Annotated in this window: 19 protein-coding genes and 1 pseudogene; 8 read left to right on the plus strand and 12 right to left on the minus strand. The window is 64.1% G+C overall.

What is annotated here, in order from left to right:
- Positions 1–5 precede the first annotated feature (5 nt).
- Both ugpC and JQK88_RS19700 read left to right on the plus strand, forming a co-directional pair.
- Positions 6–1,106, plus strand: coding sequence for a sn-glycerol-3-phosphate ABC transporter ATP-binding protein UgpC (gene ugpC, locus JQK88_RS19695; RefSeq protein WP_192258280.1), 1,101 nt, complete (start codon positions 6–8; stop codon positions 1,104–1,106).
- Positions 1,107–1,181: 75 nt separating this feature from the next.
- Positions 1,182–1,985, plus strand: coding sequence for a phosphodiesterase (locus tag JQK88_RS19700; protein WP_203279164.1), 804 nt, complete (start codon positions 1,182–1,184; stop codon positions 1,983–1,985).
- Positions 1,986–1,997: 12 nt separating this feature from the next.
- Here the strand turns inward: JQK88_RS19700 and JQK88_RS19705 are convergent, their stop codons facing one another.
- The 3 genes from JQK88_RS19705 to JQK88_RS19715 form a co-directional block, all read right to left on the minus strand.
- Positions 1,998–3,080: an ABC transporter ATP-binding protein gene (locus tag JQK88_RS19705; RefSeq protein WP_203279165.1), complete on the minus strand. Its 1,083-nt coding sequence runs from the start codon at positions 3,078–3,080 to the stop codon at positions 1,998–2,000.
- Positions 3,077–4,648, minus strand: a complete 1,572-nt coding sequence (locus tag JQK88_RS19710) for an ABC transporter permease (RefSeq protein WP_203279166.1) — start codon at positions 4,646–4,648, stop codon at positions 3,077–3,079. Before JQK88_RS19710 ends, JQK88_RS19705 begins: the two co-directional genes overlap by 4 nt.
- Before the next feature lie 154 nt (positions 4,649–4,802).
- Positions 4,803–5,810 (minus strand): iron ABC transporter substrate-binding protein, encoded by a 1,008-nt coding sequence (locus tag JQK88_RS19715; protein WP_203279167.1) that lies wholly within the window; start codon positions 5,808–5,810, stop codon positions 4,803–4,805.
- Between the two features lie 204 nt (positions 5,811–6,014).
- On the opposite strand from JQK88_RS19715, the gene JQK88_RS19720 reads away from it, so the two are divergent.
- From JQK88_RS19720 to JQK88_RS19730, 3 genes are all read left to right on the plus strand, one after another.
- Positions 6,015–6,551 (plus strand): sigma-70 family RNA polymerase sigma factor, encoded by a 537-nt coding sequence (locus JQK88_RS19720; RefSeq protein ID WP_112562252.1) that lies wholly within the window; start codon positions 6,015–6,017, stop codon positions 6,549–6,551.
- Between the two features lies 1 nt (position 6,552).
- On the plus strand, positions 6,553–7,191 hold the full coding sequence (locus JQK88_RS19725) for an NrsF family protein (protein ID WP_192258275.1): 639 nt from the start codon (positions 6,553–6,555) through the stop codon (positions 7,189–7,191).
- A gap of 252 nt (positions 7,192–7,443) precedes the next feature.
- Positions 7,444–9,324, plus strand: a complete 1,881-nt coding sequence (locus JQK88_RS19730) for a PAS domain S-box protein (protein WP_203279190.1) — start codon at positions 7,444–7,446, stop codon at positions 9,322–9,324.
- A gap of 86 nt (positions 9,325–9,410) precedes the next feature.
- On the opposite strand, the gene JQK88_RS19735 is transcribed toward JQK88_RS19730, so the two are convergent.
- The 7 genes from JQK88_RS19735 to JQK88_RS19765 all read right to left on the minus strand — a co-directional run bounded on the left by JQK88_RS19735 (position 9,411) and on the right by JQK88_RS19765 (position 14,860).
- Complete coding sequence (locus JQK88_RS19735) at positions 9,411–10,289, minus strand: 3-hydroxybutyryl-CoA dehydrogenase (protein ID WP_203279168.1); 879 nt, start codon at positions 10,287–10,289, stop codon at positions 9,411–9,413.
- Positions 10,290–10,408: 119 nt separating this feature from the next.
- Positions 10,409–11,338, minus strand: a complete 930-nt coding sequence (locus JQK88_RS19740) for an electron transfer flavoprotein subunit alpha/FixB family protein (RefSeq protein ID WP_192258273.1) — start codon at positions 11,336–11,338, stop codon at positions 10,409–10,411.
- A 23-nt stretch (positions 11,339–11,361) separates the two neighbouring features.
- Positions 11,362–12,111, minus strand: coding sequence for an electron transfer flavoprotein subunit beta/FixA family protein (locus JQK88_RS19745; protein ID WP_192258272.1), 750 nt, complete (start codon positions 12,109–12,111; stop codon positions 11,362–11,364).
- Positions 12,112–12,327: 216 nt separating this feature from the next.
- Positions 12,328–13,128 carry a rhomboid family intramembrane serine protease gene (locus JQK88_RS19750; RefSeq protein ID WP_203279169.1) on the minus strand — a complete coding sequence of 267 codons (801 nt, stop codon included), beginning with the start codon at positions 13,126–13,128 and terminating at the stop codon, positions 12,328–12,330.
- Between the two features lie 31 nt (positions 13,129–13,159).
- The gene (locus tag JQK88_RS19755) at positions 13,160–13,741 is read right to left on the minus strand and encodes a cob(I)yrinic acid a,c-diamide adenosyltransferase (protein ID WP_192258270.1); all 582 of its coding nucleotides are present in this window, start codon (positions 13,739–13,741) and stop codon (positions 13,160–13,162) included.
- Positions 13,742–13,760: 19 nt separating this feature from the next.
- A complete protein-coding gene (locus JQK88_RS19760) occupies positions 13,761–13,952 on the minus strand; it encodes a twin transmembrane helix small protein (RefSeq protein ID WP_192258269.1) in 192 nt (63 codons plus the stop codon).
- A gap of 23 nt (positions 13,953–13,975) precedes the next feature.
- Positions 13,976–14,860, minus strand: a complete 885-nt coding sequence (locus JQK88_RS19765; RefSeq protein WP_192258268.1) for an SDR family oxidoreductase — start codon at positions 14,858–14,860, stop codon at positions 13,976–13,978.
- A gap of 60 nt (positions 14,861–14,920) precedes the next feature.
- Here JQK88_RS19765 and JQK88_RS19770 point away from each other — a divergent pair, with 60 nt between their 5' ends.
- Positions 14,921–15,769, plus strand: a complete 849-nt coding sequence (locus JQK88_RS19770) for a YihY/virulence factor BrkB family protein (protein ID WP_192258267.1) — start codon at positions 14,921–14,923, stop codon at positions 15,767–15,769.
- 194 nt (positions 15,770–15,963) lie between these two features.
- On the opposite strand, the pseudogene JQK88_RS19775 reads toward JQK88_RS19770, so the two are convergent.
- Positions 15,964–16,844, minus strand: a pseudogene (locus tag JQK88_RS19775) (DMT family transporter).
- 216 nt (positions 16,845–17,060) lie between these two features.
- Here JQK88_RS19775 and JQK88_RS19780 point away from each other — a divergent pair.
- Positions 17,061–17,348, plus strand: coding sequence for a hypothetical protein (locus JQK88_RS19780; RefSeq protein WP_192258265.1), 288 nt, complete (start codon positions 17,061–17,063; stop codon positions 17,346–17,348).
- On the opposite strand, the gene gluQRS is transcribed toward JQK88_RS19780, so the two are convergent.
- Positions 17,349–18,224 (minus strand): tRNA glutamyl-Q(34) synthetase GluQRS, encoded by an 876-nt coding sequence (gene gluQRS / locus JQK88_RS19785; RefSeq protein ID WP_192258264.1) that lies wholly within the window; start codon positions 18,222–18,224, stop codon positions 17,349–17,351.
- Between the two features lie 75 nt (positions 18,225–18,299).
- Between gluQRS and JQK88_RS19790 the strand changes: the two genes are divergently transcribed.
- Complete coding sequence (locus tag JQK88_RS19790) at positions 18,300–18,941, plus strand: DNA-3-methyladenine glycosylase family protein (RefSeq protein ID WP_203279170.1); 642 nt, start codon at positions 18,300–18,302, stop codon at positions 18,939–18,941.
- Positions 18,942–18,945 lie beyond the last annotated feature (4 nt).

Consider the following 18,945-nt stretch of genomic DNA (forward strand, 5'->3'; position numbering starts at 1 on the left):
AAACAATGGCCTCCATCACCATTCGCGACGTCACCAAGAGCTACGCCAAGATGCAGGTCGTGCACGGCGTCAGCCTCGACTTCGCGTCCGGCGAGTTCGTCGTCATCCTGGGGCCATCCGGCTGCGGCAAGTCCACACTGCTGCGCATGATCGCCGGGCTGGAGGATATTTCCGGCGGCACGATCGCCATCGACGGCACGGTGGTCAACAAGCTCGAGCCACGCGAGCGCGGCTGCGCCATGGTGTTCCAGAACTACGCGCTCTACCCGCATATGAGCGTATCGCAGAACATCGGTTATTCGCTGAAAGTATCGGGTGTTCCCGCCGCCGAGCGGACGCAGCGCATCCAGGCGGTTGCGCGCACGCTGGAGCTCGAGCATCTGCTCGACCGCAAGCCGATGGCGCTGTCCGGCGGCCAGCGCCAGCGCGTCGCCATGGGCCGCGCCATGATCCGCGAGCCGAAGGTGTTTCTGTTCGACGAGCCGCTGTCCAACCTCGACGCCAAGCTGCGGGTGCAGATGCGCTCCGAAATCCGCAAACTGCACCGCCGGCTCGCCGCTACCTCGGTGTTCGTCACCCACGACCAGGTCGAGGCGATGACGCTGGCCGACCGGCTGGTGGTGATGAATGGCGGCCGCGTCGAACAGGTCGGAACGCCGGCCGAAGTCTATAGCCGCCCGGCGAGCCGTTTCGTCGCCACCTTCGTTGGCGCACCCGCAATGAACATTCTCGAAGGCACGGTGACGCTCGACGGCCTGTCGCTGCTTGGCGACAGCCGCAAGCTCAACGTTTCGCGCACCGGCCTGCCGGTCGGCAGCAAGGTCGCGGCCGGCATCCGGCCGGAGTCCGTACGTCTGGTTGCGGCGGGCACGCCGGGCGCTCTCGAAGCGACCGTCGATCTGGTCGAAGAACTCGGCGCCGGACGCGTCGTCTATGTCGATCTCGACGGCGCACCATTCTCAGTGGTGACGTCAGAGACAGTGCATCCGGTGCCGGGCAGCACGGTCGGCCTGCAGTTCTCTGAAGCCGACCTGCACTTCTTCTCGTCCGAGACCGGCAGTCGCCTCGACGTGTTCAAGGCTTCGGTGCCGGAACCGGCACTCTGATTTTTGCAGCCATCGGCAAGCGCATTCCCGTCCGCTTCGGACGGACGGCTAAGCAATCTCCCAAGGAAAAGTCGCATGAAAATCATCCAGGTCACCGATGTCCATCTGGGACGACGCGGCGAGATCCGCTATGGCGCGAACCTGCATGAGCGGCTCGACCGCTGCATCGACCACATCAATGCCCGCCATGGTGATGCCGCCCTTTGCGTCTTCAGCGGCGACCTGACCGAGACCGGGGTGCCTGAAAGCTACGCCGATCTCAAATCGGCCTTGAGCCGGCTTTCGCTGCCATACCGGCTGCTGCCGGGAAATCACGACCGGCGGGCCAATCTGGTGGCGGCATTTCCCGAAAACCCGATCGACGACAATGGCTTCGTGCAGTCGGTCGTCGATACGTCGGAAGTGTCGCTTTTGTTCCTCGACAGCCTGGCCGAAGGCCGCGTCACTGGCGAACTCTGCGACAAGCGGCTTGCCTGGCTCGACGCGCGGCTCACTGAAGCGGCGGGACGACAGGCCTATATCTTCCTGCATCATCCGCCGGTCGAGCTCGGCCTGCCGCTGCTCGACCCGCTCGGGCTGGAACAGCCCCAGCGTTTCCTCGAGGTGCTGACGCGCCATGGTAATGTCGGCCATATCTTCTTCGGCCATGTCCATCGCGACATTGCCGGCATGGTCGCCGGCATCCCGTTCACCGCGCAGCGCGGCCTGCATGCCCGCTTCATGCTCGACCTGGTCGGCGAGGAGGTTGTCGAGCAGGCGCCGCCGACCTACGGCATCGTGCTCATCGACGCCGCCGCGCGACGCGTGGTCGTGCACAACAACGACTTCCTCGAGACTTGGCCGCTTTGGTCGCCGGCGACGGGCGAGAGGGTTGACTAGGAGCTGATCTCGCTAGGCGAAGACGTGCGCCTTGCCGGAGACGGTCAAGCGCACGATCTCGCCGACGGCAGGCGTGTCGATGCCAGGCTTGCGCAGGATCAGCGGCGTGTTGCCGATCGCGGCTGCGTCAGGCGGATCTGGGTTGTTCAACAGCCGCACCGCAATCGTGCACATCGAGCCGGCGAACTCCGAGTCCGTCACCTCGGCGAAGATCGTGCCCGGCGGGCCCGACATGCCTTCGCGCGACGTGCGGTTTACCTGCACCTGCTCCGGTCGCAGCATGATGCGGGCGATGTCGCGGCGCTCCTTCGAGTCGACGGCGATGCGGCCGAGCGAGGAGGTGGCGAAGCCGCCTGAAACCTTTGCCGGCAGGATGATGGCGTCGCCAAGGAACTCGGCGACCATCCGGTCCTTCGGCTGCAGATAGAGTTCACGCGGCGTGCCGACCTGCGAGAACTTCCCGTCACGCATCACCGCGACCTGGCTGGCGAAGGACAGCGCCTCGGCCTGGTCGTGGGTGACCAGGATGGTGGTGATCCCGGCAGCTTCGAGCAATTCGGCAACTGCCTTGCGCATCGAGGCGCGCAGGCCGGTGTCGAGCGCCGAGAACGGCTCGTCGAGCAGCATCAGCCTGGGTTTCATCGCCATGGCGCGGGCCAGCGCCACGCGCTGCTGCTGGCCGCCCGAGAGCTGGTGCGGGCGGCGTTTGAGGATCGCCTTGTCGAGCCCGACCGTATAGGCAAGCTCGGCGATCCGCTCGGTGCGCTGGTCCTCGCCGCGGGCCATGCCGAAGCCGATATTGTCGGCGATGCTGAGATGCGGAAACAGCGCGCCGTCCTGCGCCACCAGGCCGATGCCGCGGCGATGCGCCGGCACGGCATGGCCGCCATTGGCCAGCACCTGGCCGTCGAGCACGACGCGCCCCTGGTCGGGCGCCTCGAAGCCGGCGATCAGTCGCAGCAAGGTGGTCTTGCCACAGCCGGACGGCCCGACGATCGCAGTGCGGCTGCCGCTGGCGGCGCTGAGGTCGATGCCGGCAAGGGCTGCGACCGGGCCGTAATGCTTGGTGAGGCCGCTGATTTCGAGAAAGCTCATCGTCCGACCATCCGTTTCGACTGGACATAGAGCAGCCAGGTCAGCGGCAGCGACATCGCCACCATGATGAAGGCGTAAGGGGCGGCGGAGGCATAGTCGATCTCGCCGCTGTAGGACCAGAACGCCATGGCCAGCGTGCGCGTGCCGTTGGGCGCCAGCATCTGGGTGGCGGTCAGCTCGTTCATGATGCCGAGCGCCACCAGCGCCATGCCGGCGGCGGCCCCAGGCGCCGAAAGGCGGATCGTCGTCGACCACAGCGCTTTCAGCGGCGGCCGGCCGAGGCTGGCGGCGGCACGTTCGAGCTCGATCGGCGCCTGCGCGATCGAAGCGCGGAGGCTGATCAGAGCGCGCGGCAGGAACATCAGGGCATAGGTGACCAGGATGGTGAACAGCGTCTGGTAGAGCGGCATGGCGATGCGCACGGTGATGGTGACCAGCGCCAGTGCAATGACGACGCCGGGCAGCGAGCCGACAATGTAGTTGCAGCCCTCGAGCAGCCGCTGCAGCGGCCCCGGCGCCCGGATCGAGATCCATGCCATCGGCATGGCGGCGATGGTCGCAAGCAGGGCGCCGGCGAGCGCCAGGAACAGCGTCTGGCCAAGCGCCAGGCCGATCTCGTCGAAACGCCAGACATCGGCGCCGCCGGCGACCAGCCAGCGGCCGATGGTGACGAAGGGCACGCCGATGGCGAGTAGCGTAATGATGGCAGGCAGAGCCAGGCAAGGCAGCGTGGCGCGTCCGAGCCTGCTGCGCTGCCAGTGGCGCGCCGCACCTGAGCCGACGCGGGCATAGCGCTCTTCGCCGCGCACCAACACCTCCAGAGCGAGCAGCACGAAGCAGCAGGTCACCAGGACGCCGGCCAGCATGTTGGCGGCGGGTCCGTTGAAGGTCGACTGGAACTGGTCGACGATGGCGGTGGTGAAAGTGTCGAAGCGGATGAAGACATAGAGGCCATATTCGGCCAGCAGATGCAGGCCAACCAGCAGCGCGCCGCCGCAAATGGCGAGTCTCAGCTGTGGCAGCACGACGCGTGCGAACACGCGCCACGGTCCGAGGCCGAGCGCTGCGGCTGCGTCTTCCAAAGCGGGATCGAGCCGGCGCAGCGACGCCGCGATCGGCAGATAGAGGAACGGGAAATAAGCGAGGACCGACACCAGCACGCCGGCCCAAAGGCCGTGCAGTCCCGGCACCAGGGTAATCCAGGCATAGGAGTGCACGAAGGCGGGGATGGCGAGCGGCGCCACCGACAGCCAGGCCCAGAGGCGAGCGCCGGGCAGGTCGCTGCGCTCGGTCAGCCAAGCCAGCGCCATCGACACGACGATGGCGATGGGGACGGTGAGCGCCACCAGAAGCACGGTGTTGATCAGGAGTTCGCCGACGCGCGGCCGGAAGACCAGGGCCGAGACGGTATCCCAGCCGGTCTGCACGGCGATCCAGATGATGAAGGCAAGCGGCAGCAGCGACAGCAGCGAGACGATTATGGCGGCAAGAGCGATCCAGGACATGGGCTGCCGGCGGGACCGCCTGGCTGCCTGGCCTGAACGCGCGAGATCGACCGCAGATTGCATCAGCTCGGCCGCGCCACTGCCGCCGGAGCGGGGGCGCCGCAGGCGCGGCCGGAAACGCAATGTGTCGTCATGGACAATGCCATCCCGAAAACAGAGCGCTCCTGCGGAAAGCCTCGCAGGAGCGCAAACGTTGCCCTTTTAGGACGAACGCGGACTAAAGCAAGCCGGCTGCCGTCATCAGATCGGTCACCTTCTTGGAGTTCAGCTTTGCCGGGTCGACCTTCGGCGCCTGCAGATCGGCCAGCGGCACCAGCTTGGGATTAGAGTCGGCGCCTTTGCCGACCGCGTACTCGAAGGACGTGCCGGTCTTCAGCACGTCCTGACCGCCCTTGCCGGTCACCCATTTCAGGAACGCCTGGGCTTCCTTCGGATGCTTGCTCGAGGCCAGCACGCCGCCGCCAGAAATCGAGACGAAAGCGCCGGGATCCTGGTTCTTGAAATAGTGCAGCTCGACGTTCTTGCTGTTCTCGCCGGTCTTGGCCTGATCGCCGAAATAGTAATAGTGGTAGATGATGCCGCCTTCGATCTCGCCGGCATTGACCGCCTTCATCACCGTGCCGTTGCCCTTGTAGGCGGTGAAATTCTCCTTCATCGCCTTCAGCCAGTCGGCGGTGGCGGCTTCGCCCTTGAGCTCAAGCAGCGCGCTGACGATGGCCTGGAAGTCGGCGCCCGACGGCGAGGCGGCCCAGCGGCCTTTCCAGCTCGGATCGGCGAGATCGAGCATCGATTTGGGCAGCTGGTCGGCGGTGAGCTTGGTCTTGTTGTAGGCAAAGACGGTGCTGCGCGCCGCGACACCCACCCATCTGCCGCTGCTCGGCTGGAATTCAGCCGGAACCTGGGCCAGCGTATCGGCGTCGACCGGCGCGAAAAGGCCCGCCGCTTCGACCAGGGTCATGGCCGGGGAGTTCTCGGTCAGGAACACGTCGGCTGGCGAAGAAGCGCCCTCGGCGACGATCTGGTTGGAGAAATCGCTGTCGCCGCCATTGCGCAAAGTGACCTTGATGCCGGTTTCCTTGGTAAAGCCATTGACCCATTCCTTGGCCAGGCTCTCGTGCTGGGCGTTGTAGACGATAATGCCGGCATCTTCCGCCATCGCCGGACCGGCGATCAGGCTGATTGCCAGCGCGGTGGCGCCGACCAGGGTGGAAAGAGCATATTTCATGGTGTCATCCTCGATCTCGGCGGTTCTGGTTTTGCACGGCTGCACCTACCAATACCTGATTACCATAGTCAACATTGGTGGGCTGCTTCAATCCGTCGCTCGCCCGCAAACTTTCGTGATTTTGCGGCACTTTGGCTTGGACATTATTTCGTTGGCCACGTAACAAATCAGCGCCGAAGCGCGAAGATCGGGGAGTGAACTCTTGTGAGCGGCAAGGATGAGGCCGAGCTTTCCCGGCTGATGCGGGCCGCGATCGCGGGAGACGAAAGGGCTTACGCCGACTTTCTGCACCGGATCGCCGCACTGGTTCGCGGCTTTGTCAGGCGCAAGATCGTACAGGGCGGGGTCGATCCCGAGGATGTCGTGCAGGAAACCTTGCTGGCCATTCATGTGAAACGGCATACCTGGCGCCAGGATGCGCCGGTGCTGCCGTGGATCTATGCGATTGCCCGCTTCAAGCTGATCGATGCCTTCCGACGGCGCGGACGGCGCATCGAGATCGAGATCGATGAGATCGCCGAGACCTTTGCCGAGCCGGAGACCGAGACCGTCAGCGAACGCGACATCAACCGGGCTCTGGACGGCTTGCCGCCGGCGCAGCGTTCGGTAGTCTCGGCCATATCGGTCGATGGCCGCTCGATCGGCGAGACAGCGGCCAAGCTCGGCGTCAGCGAGACGGCGGTGCGGGTATCGCTGCATCGCGGGCTTGCCGCGATCGCCAAACGCTTCGGGCGGCAGTGACATGAGAACCGAAGATCTCATCAGGGCACTCGACGCTGATATCAGCAGCAAGGCGATGCCGCTGCGCTCCGCCTGGTGGATGGCTGCGGCTGCGGCGGTGGTGATCGCGGCGGTGGTTTTCTTCCTCACCATCGGTCCGCGTCCCGACATCATGATCGCCATGCACACCATGCGCTTCCTGGCGAAATTCGTCTTCACCATCGTGCTTGCCATCACCGCCTTTGGCCTAATCCGGGCACTGTCGACACCGGGCGCCTCGACGGCGAGAGCCGCAGCCTGGATGGCGGCTGCGCCGCTGCTTGTGGCTGTGGCCGTGGCTCTCGAACTGTTCATGGTGCCGGAGCCGATGTGGAGCACCCGCATGGTCGGCTCCAACATGATGATCTGCATGGGCTTCATCCCGCTGATCGGCATCGGGCCGCTTGCCGTTTTCCTATGGATGCTGCGCTATGGCGCGCCGACGCGGCCGGTCTTTGCCGGTGCGGTCGCGGGCCTGCTCGCCGGCGGCCTGGCGGCGACCTTTTACGCTGCGCACTGCTTCGACGATTCGCCGCTTTTCGTCGCCACCTGGTATACGCTCGCCATCGCCGTCCTCGCCGGGCTCGGCGCGCTCGGGGGACGGTTCTTCGTGCGCTGGTAACCGGCCCGCCTGAGATAGCCCGCAATAATCACCGATCCTTAATCATGCCGGCAATTGTTTGCGGGTTAACCGTGTTGCCGATGGCTCCGGCGAAACCTTTCCTTAAAATCGATCATCCAAGGCTTCTCGCAGAAATGTGTTGCGCACGGGGTGGCATGCACAGTGACGCGGTGGAAACGAAAAAGCCTGCGGGCTGACGGTCACGTGGCTTTGGTGTTCGCGGCCGGAGGATTTTGCGCCGCCGTCGTGGCGATGCTGCTGTCGCGGCTCGACGTCAGTGCCGAAGTGCTGAAGCTCTGTCTGCTGATATCGGTGCCGGTCGCCGCCGTGGCGCTGATGCTCGCCGCCCTCTTCATTTACCGGATACTGGACGACCGTCGGCAGATTGCCGAGAGCGAGCAGCGCTTCCGCCGCGCCATGGAGGATTCGGCGATCGGCATCGCCATTGTCGGCGTCGACGGCCGCATCCAGGAAACCAATCCGGCCTTCGCCGCCATGCTCGGCTACAGCAAGGAAGAGATCGAGGCGCTGACCTTCTTCCAAATTACGCATCCCGACGATGTGCAGATCGGCCGTGAGACCATGGACGGCATCCGGGCGGGCACCGTCAACGCCTTCCAGTTCGAAAAGCGTTACCTCAAGAAGGACGGCACGCCGGTATGGGCCTATCTTGCCGGTTCCGTCATTCGCGACGAGAAGAGCGGCCGTCCGCTCTACCTCGTCTCGCAGATCGAGGATATCGACGCGCGCAAGCAATCCGAGGCACGCATAGCCGAGGCCGAAACGCGCTGGAACTTTGCCCTGGCCAGCGCCGGACAAGGCGTCTGGGACCTCGACATGCGCAAGGGCGGCACCACCTATTCCGCCGCCTGGGTGAAGATGCTGGGCTATGCCGAGGGCGAGCTGGACGGCGACCCCGACCGCTGGCTGACGATGATCCATCCCGACGACCGCGAGAATGTGGCCGAGGCCGATCGCGCCCATCTTGAGGGCAAGACGCCGTTTTTCGAAGCCGAGTTCAGGATGCGTCACAAGGACGGCCACTGGGTCTGGATCCTCGATCGCGGCAAGACGCTCGAGCGCGACAGCGAAGGCCGGCTGATCCGGGCCATAGGCAGCCTGACCGACATCACCCAGCGCAAGCAGGCCGAGGAAAGCCTGATTGTGTCGGCGGCGGCGCTGGCGGATGAGAAGGAACGGCTGAGGGTGACGCTGCAGTCGATCGGCGACGCCGTCATCTGCACCGATGCCGCCAACCGCATCACCTTCATGAACCCGATCGCCGAAAAGCTGACCGGCGTTGCCGGCGCAGAGGCGCTCGGCAAGACGCTTGGCCATGTCTACTGGGCGGTGGATGAGGAGACCGGGCAAAGGATCGGCATGACGCGGCCGGCGCTCGGCGGCCCCAGCCCCGCCGATCAGAACAGCCGCGCGGTGCTGATCCGCCGTGACGACACGCGCTGCAGCATCCGCCAGGTGGTGTCGCCGATCATGAACGAGCGCCAGGAATTCTGCGGCCTGGTCATCGTCTTCCAGGATTTCACCGATGCGCGCGCCTTGCAGCGCCAGCTCGCCTACGCGGCCGCGCATGACGCGCTGACCGGCCTTGCCAATCGCTCAAGCTTCATCCGCACCATGGAAGAGCTGGTCGACCGGAGCTGCAAGGCCGGCTCGGCAACACCGGCGGGCGAGCATCATTTCATGTTCATCGACCTCGACCATTTCAAACTGGTCAACGACACCGGCGGCCACGCCGCCGGCGACGCCCTGCTGAAGCGGGTTGCCGAGGCTATTCGCGGCGCGCTTGGGCCGGAGGATATCATCGCCCGCCTCGGCGGCGATGAATTCGCGGTCATCCTGAAATCGGGGTCGAGCGCGGGCGCCAGGATTGCCGCCCGCTCGATCATCGATGCCATCCGCAGCCTGCAGTTCAGCTGGGACGGCCGGCCGCATGCGATCGACGCCAGCATCGGGGTGGCGCCGATCCGCAGCGGCGAAGTCGACGAGATCATCGCACGCGCCGATGCCGCCTGCTATGCGGCCAAGGCCGCCGGCCGCGGCTGTGTTTCCGTGGCGCCTGACGATAACGGGTCAAAGGGCCAAGCCGAGCCGCCGCTCGCGGCAGCGTCCTGACGGCGCTCGAAGCATTTGTTTTTACGCAATTCCGGACGGAAAACCGTTACACACTTTTCCTGGAATTGCTCTAGCGTTCTGATGGGTTAGCGCGTCGGAACCGGGTGTTCGCCGCGATAGTCGTAGAAGCCGCGTCCGGTCTTGCGGCCAAGCCAGCCGGCCTCGACATATTTCACCAGCAGCGGGCAGGGGCGATATTTCGAATCCGACAGGCCGTCATGCAGCACCTGCATGATCGACAGGCAGGTGTCGAGGCCGATGAAGTCGGCAAGCTGCAACGGCCCCATCGGATGGTTGGCGCCAAGCTTCATGGCGGTGTCGATGGCGTCGACCGAGCCGACGCCCTCGTAGAGCGTGTAGATCGCCTCGTTGATCATCGGCAGCAGGATGCGATTGACAATGAAGGCCGGGAAATCCTCAGAGACGGTGATCGTCTTGTCGAGCTGCTTCACATAGTTCTTGGCTGCCTCGAAGGTCTGGTCCTCGGTGGCGATGCCGCGCACCAGTTCGACCAGCTTCATCAGCGGCACCGGGTTCATGAAATGTATGCCGATAAAGCGCTCGGGACGGTCGGTCTGCGCGGCCAGGCGGGTGATCGAAATCGACGACGTGTTGGTCGCCAGGATCGCTTCCGGGTTGAGTTGCGGACAGAGCTGGGCATAGATCTTGCGCTTGACCGTCTCGTCCTCGGTCGCCGCTTCGATCACCAGATCGGCACCGGCGAGATCGGCCATGGCGGGAGCCGCCGAGATGCGCGCCATCGCATCGTTGCGCAGCTTTTCGTCAAGCTTGCCGGAGCCGACCTGGCGGGCCATGTTGCCGCTAACTGTGGCAATGCCCTTCTCGATACGGTCGGGCGAGATATCGTAGATCAGCACCTTGAAGCCCGAAAGCGCGGACACATGCGCGATGCCGCCGCCCATCTGGCCGGCGCCAATAATGCCGATCGTCTCGATCTTGGCCATTTGCAGCGATCCCGTCGAAAAGGCCTTAGCGGCCTGCTTTTTGTGCAGTGCAAACTAAAAGGGTGGGGCAGCTTCGTCTACCCCACCCTTCACAATTTAATACGCTTTGGCAGAGAGCGTCAAAGCGCCTTTTGCAGCTCCGGCAGGATGACGAACAGGTCGCCGACCAGGCCGTAATCGGCAACCTGGAAGATCGGCGCCTCTTCGTCCTTGTTGATGGCAACGATGACTTTCGAATCCTTCATGCCGGCAAGGTGCTGGATGGCGCCGGAAATGCCGACGGCAATGTAGAGGTCGGGAGCCACGACCTTGCCGGTCTGGCCGACCTGCCAGTCGTTCGGGGCATAGCCGGCATCGACGGCAGCGCGCGAGGCGCCGACGGCGGCACCGAGCTTGTCGGCGACCGGCAGGATGACTTCCTGGAATTTCTCCGCCGAGCCGAGCGCGCGGCCGCCCGAGATGATGATCTTGGCCGAGGTCAGCTCCGGACGGTCGGTCTCCGACAGCTTGTTCTCGACGAAAGAGGACAGGCCTGGGTTGGCCGTTGCCTTGACGGTCTCGACCGCGGCCGAACCACCTTCGGGCGCCGCCTGGAAGGAAGCGGTGCGCACGGTGATCACCTTCTTGGCGTCGCTCGACTGCACCGTCTGGATGGCGTTGCCGGCATAGATCGGACGCTTGAACGTATCCGGCGAAACCACCTCGATGATTTCCGACACCTGCGCGACATCGAGCAGGGCCGCCACGCGCGGCGCGATGTTCTTGCCCGACGAGGTCGCCGGGGCAATGATGGTATCGTAGGCGCCGGCCAGCGAGACGACGAGTGCCGCCGTCGGTTCGGCGAGGCGCTCGGCCAGTTCGTCGGCCTCGGCCAGCAGCACCTTGCTGACGCCCTTCAGCTTGGCGGCGGCATCGGCAGCACCCTTGGCGCCCTTGCCGGCAACCAGCACATGCACGTCCGAACCGATCTGCAGGGCAGCCGACAGCGCCTTGGCGGTCTGGTCGGAAAGGCTTGCATTGTCGTGTTCTGCGATGAGGAGAATGGTCATTTTTCTGTTCCTTTCCCGATCGCTTACAAAACGCCGGCTTCGTTCTTGAGCTTGTCGACCAGTTCGGCGACGCTCTTGACCTTGACGCCCGCCTTGCGGCCACTCGGCTCCTCGGTCTTGATCACCTTGAGGCGCGGCTTGACGTCGGCGCCGTAATCGGCCGGGGTCTTTTCGTCGAGCGGCTTCTTCTTGGCCTTCATGATGTTGGGCAGCGAGGCGTAGCGCGGCTGGTTGAGGCGAAGATCGGCGGTGACGATCGCTGGCATCTTCAGCTCCACCGTCTGCAGGCCGCCATCGACTTCGCGCGTCACCTTGGCCTTGTCGCCGTCGAGCACCACCTTGGAGGCGAAGGTGCCCTGTGCCCAGCCGAGCAAAGCGGCCAGCATCTGGCCGGTCTGGTTGGAATCGTCGTCGATCGCCTGCTTGCCGAGGATGACGAGGCCGGGCTGTTCTGCCTCAACAACGCCCTTCAGCACCTTGGCGACGCCCAGCGGCTCGGTCTGTTCGTCGGTCTTGACCAGGATGGCGCGGTCGGCGCCCATGGCGAGCGCGGTGCGCAGGGTTTCCTGCGCCTGCTGCGGACCGATCGAAACGACGATGATCTCTTCGGCCTTGCCAGCTTCCTTCAGCCGGATCGCCTCTTCCACCGCGATCTCGTCGAACGGGTTCATCGCCATCTTGACGTTGGCGAGTTCCACCGCCGAACCATCAGCCTTCACGCGAACCTTGACGTTCGCATCCACAACCCGCTTCACGGGCACAAGGATCTTCATTTGCCTGTCACCTCTCCTGAGATATTCGGGCGCGCTATAGCAGCGTGCGCCACTGCAGAGTTGTCGAAAGCCGACATTCCTGACTGAATTCCGGCATTACGGAATTCTGGCCGGACGGAATTCTTGTCTTCTGCCGCCTAACGGTGGCGTCCTCCGTAGTTGTGGCAGCGCAACACGTCAATATGCTACGGCAGCGGCCAAACCACTCAAATCGGTTCAGTCCTGACCGGAAGCGCTGCCGCGGCCCCAGCGCGTCGCCGGTTGCGTGGACGCGGGATCGGCCGGCGCCGGCCCGGTGGAAACGGCGGGCTGATCGGCGGGTTCGGGCTCGCCGTCGTCACCGGCAAGCAACGGCACGCCGCGGCTGCGCATGATGAGCACCAGCACGCCGCCGGCAATGATGCCGCCGATATGGCAGGCCCAGGAAATCTGGTTTTCGCCGCCGGCGGCAAACATCACCACCTGGAAGCCGATCCACAGGATCAGCGGGATGAAGGCCGGGATGCGCAGCGGAATGCGGGCGAAGACCAGCACCCACACTTTCACCCGGGGATAGAGGACCAGGTAGGCGGCGACGACGCCGGCGATGGCGCCGGAGGCGCCAATCAGCGGCACTTGCGAATCCCAGGCGACGAGCCCCTGGAAAAAGGCTCCCGCGATGGCGCACAGCAGGTAGAAGATGAGGTAGCGGATATGGCCGAGCGCGTCCTCGACATTATCGCCGAACACCCACAGGAACAGCATGTTGCCGCCGAGGTGGAAGATATCGGCGTGCAGGAAGGCATAGGTGAGGTAGCTCAGGCTCTCCGGAATGACGACGAACTGGGGCGAGAGTTCGGCCGTGTTGTGGACGACCGAAGGAATGAAGCCGAGGCCGAGCACGGCTGCGTTGTTGAAATTTTCACCGCCGATCGTGGTGATAAGAAAGACCAGCGCGTTGGCCGCGATCAGGCTGATCGTCACATATTGCAGCCTTATGTGGCGCAACCTGTTGGTGTCATAAAGCGGGATAAACATGCCCCAGGTCCTCTCCCGCCTTCGAGAAAACTCAGCGGTTCTTGCCGGGCACCCATAACACGTCGGCATTTCCGTTGTCATTGACCGCACGGGCGGCCACGAACAGAAAGTCGGAGACGCGGTTGATGTATTTCAGCCCCTCGCGGTTGACGTGCTCGGCCGGGTCCTGCGCCAGCGCCACCATGATGCGCTCTGCCCGCCGCGCTACGGTTCGGGCAAGATGCAGGGCCGCGGCCGCCGGCGTGCCGCCGTTGAGCACGAAGGATTTCAGCGGCTTAAGCTCCTTGTTGAGGAGGTCGATGTCTTTTTCGACGCGGTCGGTCTGCGAGGCGATGATGCGCAGCGGCTCGTAGTCCAGCGGCTTGCCGTCGTCAGGCACGGCGAGATCGGCGCCGAGATCGAACAGGTCGTTCTGGATGCGGGACAGCATCGCGTCGATCGCGGGATGGTCAGCGGCGGTGTGCAGGCGAGCGATGCCGATGCAGGCATTGGCTTCATCGACGGTCCCATAGGCATCGACGCGCAGGTCGGATTTCAGCCTGCGTTCACCGGTGCCGAGGCCTGTGGTGCCGTCGTCGCCGGTGCGGGTGTAGATCTTGTTGAGCTTGACCACGTCGCCTCCCGAACGGCCGTCACTTGCGGGTGAAATACACCACCAGCAGGATCAGCGCCAAGGCCACGGCCTGCAATAGCACACGGGCCTGCATCAGCTTGTTGGAGGTGACGCCGTCGCCGCCGCGCATCATGTTGATGAGGCCGCGGACGAGCACGATCAAGACCGCGGCCATGGCCACAATGGCGAGGATTTTGAAGACGGTGATCATCTAACGGCTCCAGTTCGTTTCGCTCAGGCGCGCCTGGCAAGCACGCGGTAGAGCATCGATGCCGGCAGGATGCGCTTGAGCATGACGCCGATTCTGGCCGGCACTGTTACCACATAGTGTGGGCGTGGGCGCCGCGACAGAAGTGCATGGCGCAAGGCCGTGTAGACCACCTCGGGCCCCGGTTTCAGCCGCGATGAGCTGCCGCCGGCCGTGAGCCGCGCCAGTTGCGCGGCATAGGCGACGTGGTGGACGGAATTCTCGTGGTCGATGTTTTTCAGAAACCAGAACAGGCCGTTGCTGGCGATCTTCGACGTCACCGGTCCCGGCTCGATCAGCGAAACATGGACGCCGCTGCCGCTGAGTTCCTGCTGCATGCACAGCATCAGGCCTTCGAGCGCGTGCTTGGAGGCCGCATAGGCGCCGCGAAAACGCACCGGCGCCAGCCCAAGGATGGAGGAGCAGTGGACGAGACGGCCATGGCCCTGGCGGCGCATCACCGGCACGAGGCGCTGGGTCAGGTCGTGCCAGCCGAAGAAATTGGCCTCGAACTGCTCCCGCAATGCCGCAACCGGCAGGTCTTCGACGGCGCCCGGCTGTGCATGGGCGCCATTGTTGAACAGGGCGTCGAGGCGCCCGCCTGTTCGTTCCAGCACCGATGCCACAAGGGCGGCGATCGACTCCGGCTCGCGGTAGTCGAGGTAAAAGGCCTCGATGCCGTCGGCCTCGAGCGCGGCGATGTCTTCAGGCTTCCGCGCCGTCGCGAACACCCGCCAGCCATCCGCCTTCAGCGCCCGGGCGCAATAAGCGCCTATTCCGGAAGAGGCACCGGTGACAATGATGGTGCGCAATTCTTTGATGGTGCGCAATTCTTTCGCCGGCGGGATCGTGGTTTGAGCAAGGGTTGCCATTTGCCACAATCCCTTCCCATATTCGCGGCGTCGAGACAATCGAAGGGAACGCGGCTCTTGATGCGGAATATCGTCGTGCTGCGCCGCGTGCTCTATGACGCGCTTGGCCATTTCAACACCGACGACGGCTGGGCGATGGCCAGCCATCTGGCGATCACTTCGCTGATGGCGCTGTTTCCGTTCCTGATCTTTGCCACCACGCTGGCGAGTTTCCTGGGCGCGCAGGCGTTCGCCGATACCGCCGTGCATCTGGTGTTCGATACCTGGCCCGAGCAGATTGCCAAGCCGATCGCGCGCGAGGTGCTCAACGTGCTGACCGTGCGGCGCACCGATCTTTTGACCTATGGCGTGCTCCTTGCCGCCTATTTCGCCTCCAACGGTATCGAGGCACTGCGCACCTCGCTAAACCGCGCCTACCGCGTCGCCGAAACACGCGGCATCATCTACCGCCGGGTGCAGAGCATCATCTTCGTGCTGATCGCCACGGCCGGCTTCCTCGCGATCAGCGTGCTTCTGGTGTTCGCGCCGCTGCTCGCGCGGCTGGCAGAAGCGCATATCGAATGGATCAAGCCCTATATGGGCACGATCACGCTGTGGCGTTTCATCATCGCCTCGACCGTCATTGTCGGCGGGCTGTTTGCCGTGCATTTCTGGCTGCCAGCGGGCAAGCGCCGCCTCGTCTCGATCGTACCGGGCATCCTGTTCACGCTTGCCGCATGGCTTGTCGGCTCAACCGTCTTTGCCACCTATCTCGATCACTTCTCGTCCTATGTCACGACCTATGCCGGGCTCGCCTCGATCATGATCGCGGTGGTTTTCCTGTACATGTTATCGGCGATCTTCATCCTCGGCGGCGAACTCAACGCCGCGATCAGCCGCTATCTTGAAGCGAGGGCGCGGGTCGGATGAGAGGAATTGAAGGACTGGAGAATTGAGGAATTGAGGAATTGACGAAGTGAGGAAGTGAGGAATTGAGGAATTGAGGAATTGAGGAATTGAGGAAAAAGGGGCCATATCTGGCGCCGTGTGCTTTTTTTCTCCAATTCTCCAATTCTCCAATTCTCCAATTCTCCAATTCTCCAATTCCTCAATTCCTCAGTTCCTCAGTTCCTCAATTCCCCAGTTTTTCCGTTGGCCGGCCGGGCCGTGGCCAGCCCAACGCCCAATGTCGCGATCGCCATGCCGACAATCTGCACGAGGCTGAGCTGTTCGCCGAACAGCGCCCAGGCAATGACAGCGGTGACGGCCGGCACCAGGTAGAACAGCGACGCGACCTTCGACATCTCGCCGTCGCGGATCATCACCATCAACAGGAAAATGGCGCCGATCGACAGCACCAGCACCAGCCAGGCCATGGCAAAGATCAGTTCGCCGTTAATGATGACCGTATGCGTCTCGAAGGTCAGCGAAGCCAGGATCATCAGCGCGCCGCCGCCGATATATTGCCACATCGTCGCCGCCACCAGGTCGCCGCCCGACGCATAGCGTTTCTGCCAGATGGTGCCGGCGCTCATGCCCAGCACCGAGACGAGCGAAGCGACCAGCGTTTCCGGCGTGACGCCGCCACCGAGCGCGCCGAGCTTCGGCCACAGCACGATGACGACACCTATGAGGCCAACCGCAAGGCCGGCCCAGTGGCGCGGCAGGATGGCCTCGCAAGCACCGCCGTGATCAGCGGCTGCAGGCCGACGATCAGCGCCGAAAGCCCGGCCGGCATGCCTCGGTGGATCGCCCAGAACACCGCGCCGAGATAGACGCCATGCATGAGGATGCCGGCGACGGTGGCGTGAAGCGCTTCGGCCCTTGTGGCGCGCTTCGAGCCAAGCACGAGCATCAGGCCGGCGAGCAGCAAGGCGGCAATGACAAAGCGGGCCGCCAGGAAGGTGAAGGGTTCCGCCCATGGCATGGCATAACGCGCACCGATGAAGCCGGTCGCCCACAGGACGACGAAGGAGGCGGGGATGAACCGCTTGAGACTGTGCATTTTTGGGGGGAAGCCGTTTTCGGTGGAGGCCGATTGAGTGAAGAGACAAATACGGCAATTGCTCTAATGCGGTTCAATCCGGCAAGCAAAGCGAAACAATTGATACATAAGCTCGATCTGATGTAGGGGTGGCCGAATTCAAAAGGCGGCGTCGGACAATCGACTTCTGTCGATCGATCCGGCGACATGGCGTTTCGGCTTCCACAGGGAGCGCGCATGCTGTTGCATCTCGACACAAGCTGGCTGCTGATGACGGTTGCCAGCGTGGCTGTGTTCGGCTTCTTCTTCGGCTCGGCGCTCGACGCCATCATGCAGGAGGATGGTTTCGGGTCGACCGGCAACACGCTGCTGTTCACGCTTGGCTTTTTCGTTGCGATCATGGTCGCGAACGAGCATGGCATCGTCCTTAGAGATCTGAAGCTCGCGGTTGCCTGGGGACTGGGCGGCGCCTTCGCGTTTATCGCCGCGTTGGCGCTGCTCAAGGCGGCGTTGGCTCGCCTGTAGCTAGAGTCCGACCAGCCGCCGGACATCGTCCGGTGAAGCGCCTGCCTGCCTGAGTGCGGCAAGGCCGGTATCGCCAAAACTCTTCGACAATTTGCGCCCATCCGGTCCAAGCACGAGACGGTGGTGGAAATAGTCCGGCTGGCCGAGGCCGAGCAGTTCCTGCAGCAGGCGCTGGATGCCGGTCGCGGAATAGAGGTCGCGGCCGCGCACGACATGGCTGACGCCTTGCAGCGCGTCGTCGACGACGACGGCCAGGTGATAGCTGGTCGGGATGTCGCGGCGCGCCAGGATGACGTCGCCCCAATCCTGCGGCCGGGCCTCGACAGCTCTTGTCGCCGACAGCGTCTCGTCGGTGAATTCGCGCCAGGACAAATCCGTGCCGAGGCGTGCCCGTGCCGCTTCGACGTCGAGGCGCCAGGCGAAGGGTGCATTGTCGGCGATCCGGCGGTTGCGTTCGCTGATCGGCAGCGCCTTGTCGGCGGCGGGATAGAGCGGCACGCCGTCGGGGTCGCGCGGCCAGTCGCGGCCGCGCTTTTCGCGGTCGGCGATGAAGGCCCTGATCTCGCCACGGCTCATGAAGGCGGGGTAGACGAGTTCTTCGCGGATCAGCCGGTCGAGTATGGCCTGATAGTCGGCGAAATGTGCGGCCTGGCGCCGCACCGGTCGTTGCCATTCGAGGCCGAGCCATGCGAGGTCGCGAAAAATGCCGGCCTCGAATTCCGGCGTGCAGCGCGTCGTGTCGATGTCCTCGATGCGCAGCAGCAGGCGGCCGCCGGCAGCGCGCGCCAGTTGCTGGTTGAGCAGCGCCGAATAGGCATGGCCGAGATGCAGTTCGCCATTCGGGCTCGGCGCGAAGCGAAATGTCAGGAGCGTCATGTCTAAGGCGGCTTGTCGGTTGTGCTGCGGTTTTGCCAATTGCTACTTTGCTGCTCATCGGCGGACAAGGATACCATGCAACGCATCGCGACACTGGACGACATAACGCGGGGGCTGGATGCGCTTTGCACTATCGATCCGCGGCTGGAAAAGGTGCGAGGCATGGCTGGCGAGGTGCCGTTGCGGCTGTCGGAGCCGGGGTTTCGTAGCCTCGCCTCGATCATCGTCTCGCAGCAGGTCTCTCGCGCGAGCGCCGATGCCATTTTCGGCCGGCTGGTGAAACTGGTCGATCCGCTGACGCCGCAGGCGATCCTTGCTTCCGGCGAGGACATGTGTCGCGAGGCCGGGCTGTCGCGGCCGAAGCAGCGCGGTCTGATCGCGATTGCCCAGGCCGTGGCCGACGGGCTCGACCTGCACCACCTCTGTTCGCTCGATGCCGAGGAGGCGATCGCGGCGATGACAGCGGTGCCGGGCATCGGCCCGTGGACGGCGGAGGTCTATCTTCTGTTCGCCGCCGGCCACCCCGATATTTTCCCCGCGCGCGATGTCGCGCTGCAGAGCGCGGTCGGCCATGCGCTCGGCATAAATCCACGTCCGCCGGAGAAAACACTCATCGCGCTGGCCGAATCATGGAGCCCGTGGCGAGGTGTCGCATCGCGGCTTTTCTGGTCCTATTATCGTGAAACCAGGGGCAGGGACGCCGCGCCACCGGCCTGAAACC

Source organism: Mesorhizobium caraganae, assembly GCF_016836705.1.
In the GTDB taxonomy this organism is placed as follows: Bacteria; Pseudomonadota; Alphaproteobacteria; order Rhizobiales; family Rhizobiaceae; genus Mesorhizobium; species Mesorhizobium caraganae.

Bases quoted from the DNA above. Each gene is read 5' to 3' on its own strand.
- ugpC (WP_192258280.1), top strand. From the start codon at position 6: ATGGCCTCCATCACCATTCGCGACGTCACCAAGAGCTACGCCAAGATG.
- JQK88_RS19700 (WP_203279164.1), top strand. From the start codon at position 1,182: ATGAAAATCATCCAGGTCACCGATGTCCATCTGGGACGACGCGGCGAG.
- JQK88_RS19705 (WP_203279165.1), bottom strand. From the start codon at position 3,080: ATGAGCTTTCTCGAAATCAGCGGCCTCACCAAGCATTACGGCCCGGTC.
- JQK88_RS19710 (WP_203279166.1), bottom strand. From the start codon at position 4,648: ATGCAATCTGCGGTCGATCTCGCGCGTTCAGGCCAGGCAGCCAGGCGG.
- JQK88_RS19715 (WP_203279167.1), bottom strand. From the start codon at position 5,810: ATGAAATATGCTCTTTCCACCCTGGTCGGCGCCACCGCGCTGGCAATC.
- JQK88_RS19725 (WP_192258275.1), top strand. From the start codon at position 6,553: ATGAGAACCGAAGATCTCATCAGGGCACTCGACGCTGATATCAGCAGC.
- JQK88_RS19730 (WP_203279190.1), top strand. From the start codon at position 7,444: ATGCTGCTGTCGCGGCTCGACGTCAGTGCCGAAGTGCTGAAGCTCTGT.
- JQK88_RS19735 (WP_203279168.1), bottom strand. From the start codon at position 10,289: ATGGCCAAGATCGAGACGATCGGCATTATTGGCGCCGGCCAGATGGGC.
- JQK88_RS19740 (WP_192258273.1), bottom strand. From the start codon at position 11,338: ATGACCATTCTCCTCATCGCAGAACACGACAATGCAAGCCTTTCCGAC.
- JQK88_RS19745 (WP_192258272.1), bottom strand. From the start codon at position 12,111: ATGAAGATCCTTGTGCCCGTGAAGCGGGTTGTGGATGCGAACGTCAAG.
- JQK88_RS19750 (WP_203279169.1), bottom strand. From the start codon at position 13,128: ATGTTTATCCCGCTTTATGACACCAACAGGTTGCGCCACATAAGGCTG.
- JQK88_RS19760 (WP_192258269.1), bottom strand. From the start codon at position 13,952: ATGATCACCGTCTTCAAAATCCTCGCCATTGTGGCCATGGCCGCGGTC.
- JQK88_RS19765 (WP_192258268.1), bottom strand. From the start codon at position 14,860: ATGGCAACCCTTGCTCAAACCACGATCCCGCCGGCGAAAGAATTGCGC.
- JQK88_RS19770 (WP_192258267.1), top strand. From the start codon at position 14,921: ATGCGGAATATCGTCGTGCTGCGCCGCGTGCTCTATGACGCGCTTGGC.
- JQK88_RS19780 (WP_192258265.1), top strand. From the start codon at position 17,061: ATGCTGTTGCATCTCGACACAAGCTGGCTGCTGATGACGGTTGCCAGC.
- gluQRS (WP_192258264.1), bottom strand. From the start codon at position 18,224: ATGACGCTCCTGACATTTCGCTTCGCGCCGAGCCCGAATGGCGAACTG.
- JQK88_RS19790 (WP_203279170.1), top strand. From the start codon at position 18,300: ATGCAACGCATCGCGACACTGGACGACATAACGCGGGGGCTGGATGCG.